Source organism: Collinsella sp. BIOML-A6, from assembly GCF_009875845.1.
Lineage (GTDB): Bacteria > Actinomycetota > Coriobacteriia > Coriobacteriales > Coriobacteriaceae > Collinsella > Collinsella aerofaciens_H.
Genome location: NZ_WWSL01000003.1, coordinates 56,377 through 69,134, shown reverse-complemented (window position 1 = coordinate 69,134; position 12,758 = coordinate 56,377). Strand labels below are relative to the sequence as shown.

Genomic DNA, 12,758 nt, shown 5'->3' with positions numbered 1-12,758 from the left:
CTGTGGCAGATTTCGAAGCTACTGATTTTGACTCGGTAAAGATCTCCCTTGCCTCCGCCGACCAGATCCGTTCCTGGTCGCACGGCGAGGTCAAGAAGCCGGAGACCATCAATTACCGTACCCTCAAGCCCGAGAAGGACGGCCTGTTCTGCGAGAAGATCTTCGGTCCCGCCAAGGACTGGGAGTGCTCCTGCGGCAAGTACAAGGGTATCCGCTTCAAGGGCATCGTCTGCGAGCGCTGCGGCGTCGAGGTCACCTCGGCCAAGGTGCGTCGCGACCGCATGGGCCACATTGAGCTCGCCGCTCCCGTGTCCCACATCTGGTACTTCAAGAGCCCCACGAGCTTCCCGATGAGCCGTATGCTCGACATCAAGTCCAAGGACCTCGAGAAGGTTCTGTACTTTGCCAGCTACATCATCACCGAGGTCGACTATGAGGCCCGCGAGGCCGACGCCGACGACCTGCGCGAGGAGCTCGCCGCCGATCTGGAAGAGATCGATGCCGAGTGCGCCCGCCAGATCGAGTCCCTCAAGGAGCAGGGCAACCCCGAGAACTTTGACGAGTTCTCCGATGAGGAGCCGCTGACCCCCGAGGAGATCGCCTCCGGCATCGTCGACATCGAGGAAGAGTGCAAGGACGAGAAGCAGCTCCGCACGGACGCCTTCAACGCCTTCATGAAGCTCACCGAGCGCGACCTCATCTCCGATGAGCCGCTGTTCCGCGAGATGACCCGCTACTACTCCATGTACTTCAAGGGTGGCATGGGTGCCGAGGCCGTCCGCGACCTGCTCGCTGCCATCGATCTTCCTTCCGAGGCCGAGAAGCTTAAGGCCATCATCGCCGACGAGGACTCCCAGAAGCAGAAGCGCGAGAAGGCCGTCAAGCGCCTCGAGGTCGTTGACGCCTTCCTGAAGGGCGGCAACAGCCCTGCGAACATGATCCTGGACGTCATCCCGGTCATTCCGCCCGATCTGCGCCCGATGGTCCAGCTCGACGGTGGCCGCTTTGCCGCGTCCGACCTCAACGACCTGTATCGTCGCGTGATCAACCGTAACAACCGACTCAAGCGCCTGCTCGACCTGGACGCCCCTGCGATCATCGTGAACAACGAGAAGCGCATGCTCCAGGAGTCCGTGGACGCCCTGTTCGACAACGGCCGTCGTGGTCGCCCGGTCTCTGGCCGTGGCGGTCGCCCGCTCAAGTCGCTCGCCGAGGCCCTCAAGGGCAAGCAGGGTCGTTTCCGTCAGAACCTTCTGGGCAAACGTGTCGACTACTCCGGCCGTTCGGTTATCGTTACCGACCCCAAGCTGCTGCTGCACCAGTGCGGTCTGCCCAAGACCATGGCGCTGGAGCTCTTCAAGCCCTTCGTCATGAAGCGCCTGGTCGAGCTCGGCAAGGTCGAGAACATCAAGGGCGCCAAGCGCGCTATCGACCGCGGTGCCACCTTTGTGTGGGACATCCTCGAAGAGGTCATCGACGGCCGCGTCGTGCTGCTCAACCGTGCACCGACCCTGCACCGTCTGTCCATCCAGGCCTTTGAGCCGGTGCTGGTCGAGGGCAAGGCTATCCACCTGCATCCGCTGGTCTGCTCGCCCTTCAACGCCGACTTCGACGGCGACCAGATGTCTGTCCACGTGCCGCTGTCCAGCCAGGCTCAGGCCGAGGCTCGCGTGCTCATGCTCTCTGCGAACAACCTGCGCTCGCCGGCATCCGGCAAGCCGGTCAACATCCCCTCGCAGGACATGATCATCGGTGTGTACTACCTGACCCAGGTCCGCGACGGCCTGCCCGGCGAGAACCACGTGTTCGCCAGCTTCGACGACGCGCTGCACGCCTATGACTGCCGCTCCGAGGTCGACATGCAGGCCAAGATCCAAGTTCGCGTGTCCGCCGAGAACGCCAACGTCATCAACGAGGACGGCACCCGTATCTTCCGCGTCAAGAACGGCAAGAACGAGTTCGTCGACTACGACGTCACCGGCAACAAGTCCGCGCGCTTCGAGACCTCTATCGGCCGCATCATCTTCAACCGCCAGTGCCTGCCCGAAGACTACGAGTTCATGAACTACAAGATGGTCAAGGGCGATGTGGCCAAGCTGGTTGCCGACTGCTGCGATCGTTACCCCGAGGCCAAGGTCGGCCCGATCCTCGACGCCATCAAGTACTCCGGCTTCCACTACGCTACCCGCGCCGGCCTCACCATCTCGGTGTGGGACGCTCTCATTCCTGATGAGAAGCAGGAGCTGCTCGATCGCGCCCAGGCTAACGTCGACCAGATCAACGAGTACTTCGAGGAGGGCTTCATCAACGAGACGGAGCGCCACATCGAAGTCGTTAACGAGTGGACCGCTTGTACCGACAAGGTCGCAGCGCTCATGCTCGACTTGTTCGACGAGGAGAACCCGCTCTACATGATGGCCGACTCCGGCGCCCGTGGTTCTAAGACCCAGCTGCGTCAGCTCGGCGGCATGCGTGGCCTGATGGCAGACATGTCCGGCGAGACGATCGACCTTCCCATTAAGGCGAACTTCCGCGAGGGCCTGCTGCCGCTCGAGTACTTCATTTCGACCTACGGCGCCCGTAAGGGCCTGGTCGATACCGCATCCCACACCTCGGACTCTGGTTATCTGACCCGTCGTCTGGTCGACGTGGCCCAGGATGTCATCGTCCGCGAGGAGGACTGCGGTACGCACGGGGGCGTCACCTACAACCTCATCATCCCCGGCACCACCGACCTCAACACCGACCTCGTCGGCCGTTGCTTTATCCAGGACGTCGTGGCTCCCGATGGCACCGTGCTCTTTGAGCAGGACGGCTACATCGAGAGCGTCGCCGACATCCAGAAGATGGTCGATGCGGGCCTCAAGAAGGTCAAACTCCGTGCGCTGCTCACCTGCCGCTGCAAGTACGGCGTGTGCCAGAAGTGCTACGGCTGGGATCTTTCCACCCGTCGTCCGGTCGCCATCGGTACCGCGGTCGGCATTATTGCCGCCCAGTCCATCGGCGAGCCCGGTACGCAGCTTACGATGCGTACCATTCACTCCGGCGGCGTCGCTGGCGTCGACGATATTACGCAGGGTCTGCCTACGGTCAGCCGTATGTTCGATATCGTTGGCAACGTCAACGAGAAGATTCTGGGTCGCGAGGCCGAGCTGGCTCCGTACTCCGGTCACCTCTCGATTAAGCCCGAGAAGTCCGAGTACGTGCTGACGCTCACCGACTCCGAGGACCACACCCGTGTCCTCGACGAGCGTCGCGTCCCCGCTTCGGTGCGCTTTATGCCCGAGATCGAGGACGGCTGCGAGGTTCGCGCTGGCGATCAGATCACCAAGGGCTTCGTCAACTTCCGCAACCTGCGCAAGCTGACCGACATTGAGTCGACGATGCACACCTTCGTCGAGAGCGTCAAGGACGTCTACACCAGCCAGGGCGTCGACCTGAACGACAAGCACATCGAGGTGCTCGCACGTCAGATGCTGCGTCGCGTTCAGATCACCAACCCCGGCGACTCCAAGTACCTGCTTGGTCAGTACGTCGACCGCTACGAGTTCGCCGACGAGGTCGAGCGCGTTGCCCGTCTGGGCGGTCAGGCTCCCGTGGCCGAGCCCGTCATCCTGGGTACGCTCAAGGTCGCGTCCAACATCGACTCCTGGCTGTCGAGCGCCTCGTTCATCCGCACCGCCGGCGTCCTTACCGAGGCTGCCATCGAGGGCAAGGTCGACCATCTGCTCGACCTTAAGTCCAACGTCATCGTCGGCAAGAAGATCCCGGCTGGTACCGGCCTCAAGCCGTACGCCAACGCTAAGCTGACGTATCGCACGGCCGACGGCTACGTGGACATCGACGGCCCGGCCTCGCCCAACGCCAAGTCGCTGCCCGAGTGGGCTCCTGTGGAGCTCAAGGACTTGGACGAGCAGCTCCCGCAGCAGCTCGACTGGGCCGGCTACGACGAGTTCGGCGGTGCTGATGGTTCGTTCACCCGCAACGGCCACACCATCTCCGCCGAGAAGGCTCGCCTGTACCTGTTCGACGACCTGGGCGTGTCGCAGCGCTGGACCAACAAGTTCAGCGAGGTCGGCATCGAGACGGTCGGCGACCTGGTCGGCAAGTCCGAGGAGGATCTGCTGCGCATCGACGGCATCGGCGCCAAGGCGATCGAGGAGCTCCGTGACGGCCTTGAGGCCCACGACCTGCTCTACATCCTCGAGAACAACGACGACGTTGCCGACGAGGAAGACCTCTCGCAGCTGCTGCAGATGGTCTTTAGCCCCGACGGTCCGGACGACATCCTGCTGGGCACCTCCGCCACGCCGACGCATCACGCCGACGCCGACGAGGAGCTCCTGGGTGCCCCGATCGACGACAAGAAGGCTCCCGCCAACGGCGCGATTAACGAGGACATGGCCTCCCTCGACGAGCTGCTCAACCAGCTCGTGGATACCGACGACGCCGAAGAGGCCAAGGACAACGACGAGGAGTAACTAGTTCCGCCGTTCTAACGAACGGCGGCGACCTCCGTCGCTGCGCGGCCCCCAGAGCTACAATCTGTCATTCAAAAGGCAGGGCATGACCAAAAGGTCAATGCCCTGCCTTTTTCATGCCACCTTGTACGCTCTGGGGGCCGCTCGCTTGCGTATGCTCAACCTGTTGCGTTCCGTTGATCCCTTGGGGACCTGCCAAAAAGGGACGGGTTTATTTTGGTAGTTTTTTTCCTGCTTGAATTTGAAACATTTCGTCCAGCAAGAGCGTATCTATGGTGAGGGCCTCATCGAGAACCATTACCGTCACCGGGAGGTGATTATGGAAGAACAAGCATTTAGACAGGCGGTCGAAGATCACCGGGATGTCGTGTTTCGGATCGCATTGACGTATCTGCGCGATCGCGCCGATGCCGACGATGTCGCTCAAGACGTCTTTCTGAAGTTACTCAAAAGCGATGCACAATTTGAAAGCCGGGAACATCTTCGTCGATGGCTTATCCGGGTCACGATCAATGAATGCAAATCGCTCTTTCGAAAGCCATGGAGACGTGTGGAGGATATTGAGAACCTGGCCAATTCGCTTTCGACGGCGCAGGATGAGACCAAGGCCGTCCTGTCAGATGTCATGCGGCTTCCGGAACGATTCCGTATCCCCATCGTGCTCTATTACTATCTGGGCTTCTCGACTTCAGAGATTGCCGAGTTGCTGCACGTACCAGCCGCAACCGTTCGAACGCGATTAGCTCGCGGCAGATCGAAGCTCAAGTTCATCCTAGAGGAGGGCGACCGTGAAATCCAACCAAATCAAGCAGGCCTTCGAGTCCGTCCAAGCCGATAGCGATCTTGCTGACCGTGTTCTTTATGCCGCTGCTGGTGAGCCGCTTCGCCGAAGGGGTCACGCGAAGCCTCTGTATGTTGCCGTGATCGGATGCCTTGCCGGAGTGCTGGCGACCGGAGGGGTCGCCTACGCCGTCGTCAATTCCAGTTATTTTGCCTCTGCCTGGGGAAACCATGGCAACGAAGAGTCCATTACCTGGACTCAAGGTGGCTCGTCGGGGACTAAATATACCTACACCAGAGAGTTTGGTGATGGTATCGCGCCCCAAAGCTTGGAGGGTTCAGTCCAGGAGGTCAATCTGTCCGTCGAGGGCAACGGCTATACGCTCGACATTCATGATATGGCTATCGATAAAAACGGTTGCGGTGCCGTGACGTTTACGTTGTCCAATCCAAATGGTGTTAACTACTACAAGCCGGCAGCAGATACAGGCGAACTTGTTCTCTATGGTGAAGAAGAACAGGGCATCGGCACGCCCAGCATGAACTTCGGCGAGGAATGGGCTGACACACGCTGCACCATTGATAAGGACACATCAAGCGACACGGTCATTAATGGCACGATATACTTTGCCTCGTGGGATCGCGAGCGAGATTTGGGACATGCGGTCACCTGGAATATCTGCTGGACCGAGGGCGAAGGCGAGGATGCGAAGCTGTTCGAGGCGTCGACGCCCGAGTTTAGCGTCGGAGAGCGCGTCGAGACTAAGGAACTTCACTCTGATGACTCGTCTCTCGAGATCAGTCCGTTTTCCATCCAGACGCACATCGATGATCTGAGCTATGAAGCTGTTGATCATAAGCTGACCGTCACCTACAAGGATGGATCGGAACAGGTTATCAAAGATGACGCCGCAGGGGCGTACAATTTCTATGTTTCGATGGCACGCAATAGCGGAGAGAACATTTGGGTGCCAACGAAGTTGATTGATGTCGACCAAGTGGTTTCAGTAACGCTCGAAGGCACACGCTGCACTTCAACAGGGGGCGCTGAAACGTCGGAACCCTTTACCATCGTCTATTCGTAAGATTTGGGGCCGTTTCCTACGAGGGGAAGCGGCCCATTTTGTGTTAAATGGAGGGCTGAATAGGACGCTATTCGTCTGATTATCGGAAGTGCGGTGAAAAACTCAGAACTTGCGACCACACTCATAATCTAACCCCCTACTGAACTGCGGTTTTGTTGTCAATAATGTCGGTCTGCTGAGAGGTTTACGATTTTTCCCCGCACTTCCGAAAACGTTGTTGATCCACATGCTGCAAAAGGAAGCAGATCATCGTGAGGGGTGACGTTTCCCCAGATAAAACCGACCAAAATAAACCTGTCCCTTTTTGGCAGGTAACGTTGCCCCGACGAGCACGTCGGATTCTCGGACCGGGCCGCCCGCTGTTTAAGTTTGTCGCGAGTCCGCACGCAAAGGAAAGCACTTAATGTGCTTTCCGTCTTGCGCAGGACTGTAGAGCAGCAAACTTAAACAGCGGGCGGCCCGGTCTGGGAATCCGCCCCCGCGCACAGGAGGGGATTCCTTTTGTGTAGGCTTTGCGGAAATGTGCCAATTTTGGGATACGCCCGGCGGCGTGGTCTGTTGACGGCACAGCTAACGCCACGTATCCTATCCAACTGCGTGTTTCGTAGGGGGATGCTGACCCCTCGATTCAAGCCGTTGCACTTTACAGAAAGCTGGAATCATTCGAGAAGGAGTACGCTTTGCCTACTATTAACCAGCTGGTTCGTCAGGGCCGTCGTTCCGTGCCCAAGAAGTCCAAGAACGCTGCTCTGCAGCACAACTCCCAGAAGCGCGGCGTGTGCACCCGCGTCTTCACCACGAGCCCCAAGAAGCCGAACTCGGCTCTTCGTAAGGTTGCCCGTGTTCGCCTTGTCAACGGCATCGAAGTTACTGCTTACATCCCGGGTGAGGGCCACAACCTGCAGGAGCACTCCATCGTGCTCGTCCGCGGCGGTCGTGTCCGTGACCTCCCTGGTGTCCGTTATCACGTCATCCGTGGCGCCTACGACGCTGCTCCGGTCCAGAACCGTATGCAGGCCCGTTCCAAGTACGGTGCTAAGCGCCCCAAGGCCAAATAAGCCAGATAACGTTTTGATACTTTCGCCGTGTGCCGCCTAAGCGCCGCACGGTAGACACTTAAGGAGATTTCACATGCCGCGTCGTGCAGCAGCTAATCGTCGTGAGGTTCAGCCTGACGCCGTTTACAACAACCGCCTGGTGACTCAGCTCATCAACAAGGTCCTTCTTGACGGCAAGAAGGCCACCGCTGAGCGCATCGTTTACACCGCTTTCGAGATCGTTGCCGAGAAGTCCGAGGGTGGCGACGCTCTCGCTACCTTCAAGAAGGCTATGGACAACGTCAAGCCCACGCTCGAGGTTAAGCCCAAGCGTGTCGGTGGCGCTACCTATCAGGTCCCGATGGAGGTCAACTCCCGTCGTTCCACCGCTCTGGGTATCCGCTGGATCGTCAACTTCTCCCGCGCTCGCAAGGAGAAGACCATGGCCGAGCGTCTCGCCAACGAGATCCTCGACGCCTCCAACGGCCTGGGCGCTTCCGTCAAGAAGCGTGAGGACGTCTTCAAGATGGCCGAGGCCAACCGCGCGTTCTCTCACTATCGTTGGTAAGTTAAGGTAAGGAACTAACATGGCTAAGCCTAAGTACAAGCTTTCCGATACCCGTAACATCGGCATCATGGCTCACATCGATGCCGGTAAGACCACCACGACCGAGCGTATTCTTTACTACACCGGTAAGACCCACAAGATCGGTGAGGTCCATGAGGGCGCTGCCACCATGGACTGGATGGTTCAGGAGCAGGAGCGCGGCGTAACCATTACCTCCGCTGCTACCACGTGCTTCTGGAACAAGGACGGTAAGGACTACCGCATCCAGATCATCGACACCCCGGGCCACGTTGACTTCACCGCCGAGGTCGAGCGCTGCCTGCGCGTCCTCGATGGCGCTGTCGCCGTCTTCGACGCCGTTGCCGGCGTTCAGCCCCAGTCTGAGACCGTTTGGCGTCAGGCTTCCACCTTCAACGTCCCCCGCATCGCCTTCATCAACAAGTATGACCGCGTGGGCGCTGACTTCTTCAACGCTATCGAGACCATGAAGGATCGTCTCGACGCTAACGCCGTGGCCGCTCAGGTCCCGATGGGCGCCGAGGACAACTTCTGGGGCGTCATCGACCTCGTCACCATGACCGCATGGGACTTCAAGGCCGACGACAAGGGCATGACCTACCCCGAGCCGATGGATGAGATCCCGGCTGAGTTCGCCGACATCGCTGCCACCAAGCGCGAGGAGCTCCTCGACGCTGCTGCCAGCTTTGATGACGAGCTCATGGAGAAGATCCTCATGGAGGAGGACTTCACCGTCGAGGAGCTCAAGGCTGCTCTGCGCAAGGGCGTTCTGGCCAACGAGCTCAACCTCGTCTTCGTGGGCTCCGCCTACAAGAACAAGGGCGTCCAGGAGCTGCTCGACGCTGTCGTCGACTACCTGCCCAGCCCGCTCGACGTCGAGGCCGTCACCGGTACCGATCCGGACACCGGCGAGGAGATCGAGCGTCATCCTTCCTTCGACGAGCCCTTCTCCGGCCTGGTCTTCAAGATCATGACCGACCCGTTCGTCGGTAAGCTCACCTACGTCCGCGTTTACTCCGGTCGTGCCGAGTCCGGCTCCTACGTTGTCAACGCTTCCAATGGTCAGCGCGAGCGCCTCGGCCGCATCCTCGAGATGAACGCCGCCGAGCGTATCGACCGTGACGACGCTGCCGCCGGCGACATCGTCGCTTGCGTCGGCTTCAAGAACTCCACCACCGGTGACACCCTGTGCGCCGAGGGCAAGGAGATCGTCCTCGAGAAGATCGAGTTCGCCAAGCCCGTTATCGACGTTGCTATTGAGCCCAAGACCAAGGCCGAGCAGGACAAGATGTCCCTGGCTCTGACCAAGCTCGCCGAGGAGGACCCGACCTTCCAGGTGTCCACCAATCACGAGACCGGCCAGACCATCATCGCCGGCATGGGCGAGCTGCACCTCGAGATCATCGTCGACCGTCTGCTCCGCGAGTTCAAGGTTGATGCTAACGTTGGTAAGCCCCAGGTTGCCTACCGCGAGACCGCTGGTCACGACGTCGAGAAGGCTGAGGGCAAGTTCGTCCGTCAGTCCGGTGGCCGCGGTCAGTACGGCCACGCCGTCATCAAGCTCGAGAAGATGGAGGAGGGCTTCGGCTACGAGTTCGTCAACGCTATCGTCGGCGGCGTCGTGCCCAAGGAGTACATCCCGTCCATCGACAAGGGTATCCAGGAGGCCCTGAACACCGGTGTTATCGCCGGCTTCCCGGTCCTCGACGTCAAGGTGACCCTGTTCGACGGTTCTTACCACGAGGTCGACTCCTCCGAGGCCGCCTTCAAGATCGCCGGTTCCATGGCTATCAAGGACGCCCTCAAGAAGTCCGATCCGCAGCTGCTCGAGCCGATCATGGCTGTCGAGGTCGAGACCCCCGAGCAGTACATGGGCGACGTTATGGGCAATCTCTCCGGTCGCCGCGGCAAGATCGAGGGCATGGAGGATCGCAAGAACAGCAAGCTCATCCGTGCCAAGGTGCCGCTGGGCGAGATGTTCGGTTACGCTACCGACCTTCGCTCCCAGACCCAGGGCCGTGCATCCTACACGATGCAGTTCGACTCTTATGAGCCCGCGCCCAAGTCCATCGTGGACGAGGTCATGAGCAAGAACGCCTAAGTTCGAGCTCCCTGTTACGTAATCCTGCGAGAACATCTCTCGCACTCTTTGGAGGTTTAAGTTGGCTACCCAGAAGATCCGCATTCGCCTCAAGGGCTATGATCACGAGGTCGTCGATCAGTCCGCGAAGCTCATCGTCGAGACCGCTCAGAAGACCGGCGCTCGCGTTTCCGGTCCTGTCCCCCTGCCCACCGAGCGCAACCTGTACACGGTTATCCGCTCGCCGCACATGAACAAGGACTCTCGTGAGCAGTTCGAGATGCGCACCCACAAGCGCCTCATCGACATTCTCGACCCCACCTCGGGCACCGTTGATTCGCTCATGCGTCTCGACCTCCCCGCTGGCGTCGACATCGACATCAAGCTCTAAGCGATATCGCTCATAGCTTACAGAGCCCCGCTGCCATTACGGTAGCGGGGCTCTTTTGTTTTGCATGATGGCCTTGGGGGACCGGCTAATACTGTCGAGCGGGTGGCTGTGGCGCCTTATTCGCCCAAGGGGCGCAGGGATGCCTCCTCAAAATGGAAGGATCGCAAGCCGTCTTCCGTCTCGATGCACGCGCGACCAAAGTCATCGACGGTTTGAAAGATGCCTTGCGCCAGTTCGTCTCCAGCGGGGGAGCGGGCGATAACGTGCTCCCCAATCCAATTGAGGTGAGCGACATATTCGCCGTGGGCGGGCGCGAGCGCCCCGGCATTTTCTTCCATGGCGTTGAGGCGCTCTGCCCACGCATCTACAGCGCCTATAACGGCGTGATAGACCTCCTTGAGCAGCACATCGACGGCGGGAACATTCTCGTTGAGGTCTGAGAGGCCAATTGCCGCCAAGCCGCCATCGGGCACCTCTTGGGGCGTGTAGTTTACATTGACGCCAATGCCGCAGACGGCGAAGGGCTCGCCCTCGTTGTCGCGCGCCGCTTCGACCAGAATGCCGCCAAGCTTATATCCCCGCGCGACGAGGTCGTTGGGCCATTTGAGGCCGATCTCGTTCGCAAGACCTTGTGCCTCGAGCGTTCCGAGCACCGCTAGGCCGCTGACGGCGGCAAGACCAGAGTACTTGGCGGGATCAACACGTGGACGTAGGACAATCGAAAGCAACAGGTTGCCGGCGGTTGAGTCCCACTTGTGGCCGCGTCGGCCGCGTCCTGCCGTTTGGGCTCGAGCGGCAAGTCCTGTGCCGTGCGGCGCACCCTGTTTTCCTGCTTCGAGCAGGTCATCATTGGTCGATCCGGTTACGTTGACTATCGTTAATTGTGCATCCATAGCGGCTGCTACCTCCTTAATGAATAAGTGAATGACGCAATGGTGTCGAGAGATAGACACAATGTGAAGCCTTTGTCGCATTTAGACAATTTAATGTTAGCACGTCAACAAAGCGCAGAATGCGCTATCCTCTCTTGGTCGATGTAAACACATCAACAACTCAAAGGAGGTGAGCGATGGGTTTCATGATACTGGGAACGGGCTCGGCACTTCCTGAGCGCAGCGTTTCCAACGACGAGCTGTCCGAGTTCCTGGACACCTCGGATGAGTGGATTTTTACCCGCACGGGGATCAAGAGCCGCCATGTGTGCACCACCGAGTCGCTCGACGACCTTGCCGTGGCAGCGAGCGAGCAAGCGCTCCAGACGTCCGGAATCCATGCGAGCCAGCTGGATCTTATCGTCTGTTCGACGACGACGGGCGATCATCTCGTCCCCGCCGAAGCGTGCGCCGTTGCTAAGCGCCTGGGTGCCATATGTCCTGCCTTCGACGTTTCGGCGGCTTGTGCCGGTTTCGTATTTGCACTCGATGTCGCCGAGGGCTATATCGCCCGCAGTCGCGCCAAGTACGTGCTGGTCGTTGCCGCCGAGCAGATGACGCGGGCGCTCGATTGGACCGACCGTGCCACGTGCGTGCTCTTTGGCGATGGCGCGGGTGCTGCGGTCATAGAGGCTGGGGGAGAGAATCCCCTTGCTGTTGAGCTTTCGACGTCGCCTGACGTCGAAACACTGCGCGTCCCTGGATTGGCAGGCTCCTCGCCGTATAAGACGGCGCAGGACCGCGAAAGCGTGCTTTCTATGAAAGGCCGTCGCGTCTTCAAGTTTGGCGTCAATGCCATCTGCGACACGGTCAACAAGCTCGTCTGCGACGCGAGCATCGCGGTCGAGGACATCGACCACTTTGTATTCCATCAGGCTAACGAACGAATCTTGAGCCAGGCGGTCAAGCGCTTAGGTGTGCCGGACGACCGTGTGGTCCGAACGTTGCGTGAAACCGGCAACATCTCGAGCGCCTGCATTCCGCTTGCTCTCGATCGACTGGCAAATACCGGCGCGCTGCACGCGGGCGACACCATCGCCCTGGTCGGATTTGGCGCCGGCTTGGATGTAGGTGGCTATCTACTTCGCTGGAAGTAGTTGCACATAGGAAATGAAAACGCCCCTGGGGCACAAACAAAGGAGAACAACCATGGCAGATCAGAAGACCTTCGAGCGCGTTTGCGACGTTATCCGCGAGACCGCCGGCCTTGACGATGCCGAGATGAAGCCTGAGTCCACGCTCGAGGAGATTGGCCTCGACAGCCTGGGTACCGTCGAGATCCTCGTTGCCGTCGAGGACGAGTTTGGCATTGAGCTCGATACCGAGGAGAACCCCAAGACGGTCGGCGAGTTCGTCGATACGGTCGAGGCGGCATTGGAGAAGTAG

At 59.6% G+C, this 12,758-nt stretch carries 10 protein-coding genes; 9 read left to right on the top strand and 1 reads right to left on the bottom strand.

Features of this window, described 5'->3' with window-relative positions:
- Positions 1–2: 2 nt before the first annotated feature.
- The 7 genes from GT495_RS01685 to rpsJ all read left to right on the top strand — a co-directional run bounded on the left by GT495_RS01685 (position 3) and on the right by rpsJ (position 10,440).
- The gene (locus GT495_RS01685) at positions 3–4,481 is read left to right on the top strand and encodes a DNA-directed RNA polymerase subunit beta' (protein WP_370457560.1); all 4,479 of its coding nucleotides are present in this window, start codon (positions 3–5) and stop codon (positions 4,479–4,481) included.
- A gap of 319 nt (positions 4,482–4,800) precedes the next feature.
- Positions 4,801–5,319 (top strand): RNA polymerase sigma factor, encoded by a 519-nt coding sequence (locus GT495_RS01680; protein WP_161161219.1) that lies wholly within the window; start codon positions 4,801–4,803, stop codon positions 5,317–5,319.
- On the top strand, positions 5,270–6,346 hold the full coding sequence (locus GT495_RS01675; RefSeq protein WP_161161218.1) for a DUF4179 domain-containing protein: 1,077 nt from the start codon (positions 5,270–5,272) through the stop codon (positions 6,344–6,346). Before GT495_RS01680 ends, GT495_RS01675 begins: the two co-directional genes overlap by 50 nt.
- Before the next feature lie 680 nt (positions 6,347–7,026).
- Complete coding sequence (gene rpsL, locus GT495_RS01670; RefSeq protein WP_006235012.1) at positions 7,027–7,404, top strand: 30S ribosomal protein S12; 378 nt, start codon at positions 7,027–7,029, stop codon at positions 7,402–7,404.
- 73 nt (positions 7,405–7,477) lie between these two features.
- Positions 7,478–7,951: a 30S ribosomal protein S7 gene (gene rpsG, locus GT495_RS01665; RefSeq protein ID WP_006235013.1), complete on the top strand. Its 474-nt coding sequence runs from the start codon at positions 7,478–7,480 to the stop codon at positions 7,949–7,951.
- A 19-nt stretch (positions 7,952–7,970) separates the two neighbouring features.
- A complete protein-coding gene (gene fusA / locus GT495_RS01660) occupies positions 7,971–10,070 on the top strand; it encodes an elongation factor G (protein ID WP_117854517.1) in 2,100 nt (699 codons plus the stop codon).
- 61 nt (positions 10,071–10,131) lie between these two features.
- Positions 10,132–10,440 carry a 30S ribosomal protein S10 gene (rpsJ, locus tag GT495_RS01655; RefSeq protein WP_161161217.1) on the top strand — a complete coding sequence of 103 codons (309 nt, stop codon included), beginning with the start codon at positions 10,132–10,134 and terminating at the stop codon, positions 10,438–10,440.
- Between the two features lie 116 nt (positions 10,441–10,556).
- On the opposite strand, the gene GT495_RS01650 is transcribed toward rpsJ, so the two are convergent.
- Positions 10,557–11,333: a biotin--[acetyl-CoA-carboxylase] ligase gene (locus tag GT495_RS01650; protein WP_161161216.1), complete on the bottom strand. Its 777-nt coding sequence runs from the start codon at positions 11,331–11,333 to the stop codon at positions 10,557–10,559.
- Between the two features lie 176 nt (positions 11,334–11,509).
- Between GT495_RS01650 and GT495_RS01645 the strand changes: the two genes are divergently transcribed.
- Both GT495_RS01645 and GT495_RS01640 read left to right on the top strand, forming a co-directional pair.
- The gene (locus GT495_RS01645; protein ID WP_161161215.1) at positions 11,510–12,469 is read left to right on the top strand and encodes a 3-oxoacyl-ACP synthase III family protein; all 960 of its coding nucleotides are present in this window, start codon (positions 11,510–11,512) and stop codon (positions 12,467–12,469) included.
- Positions 12,470–12,521: 52 nt separating this feature from the next.
- On the top strand, positions 12,522–12,758 hold the full coding sequence (locus GT495_RS01640; RefSeq protein ID WP_161161214.1) for an acyl carrier protein: 237 nt from the start codon (positions 12,522–12,524) through the stop codon (positions 12,756–12,758).

What these genes read in the sequence shown, in the direction of transcription:
- GT495_RS01680 (WP_161161219.1), top strand. Translation starts at nt 4,801, where the DNA reads ATGGAAGAACAAGCATTTAGACAGGCGGTCGAAGATCACCGGGATGTC.
- rpsG (WP_006235013.1), top strand. Translation starts at nt 7,478, where the DNA reads ATGCCGCGTCGTGCAGCAGCTAATCGTCGTGAGGTTCAGCCTGACGCC.
- fusA (WP_117854517.1), top strand. Translation starts at nt 7,971, where the DNA reads ATGGCTAAGCCTAAGTACAAGCTTTCCGATACCCGTAACATCGGCATC.
- GT495_RS01650 (WP_161161216.1), bottom strand. Translation starts at nt 11,333, where the DNA reads ATGGATGCACAATTAACGATAGTCAACGTAACCGGATCGACCAATGAT.
- GT495_RS01645 (WP_161161215.1), top strand. Translation starts at nt 11,510, where the DNA reads ATGGGTTTCATGATACTGGGAACGGGCTCGGCACTTCCTGAGCGCAGC.
- GT495_RS01640 (WP_161161214.1), top strand. Translation starts at nt 12,522, where the DNA reads ATGGCAGATCAGAAGACCTTCGAGCGCGTTTGCGACGTTATCCGCGAG.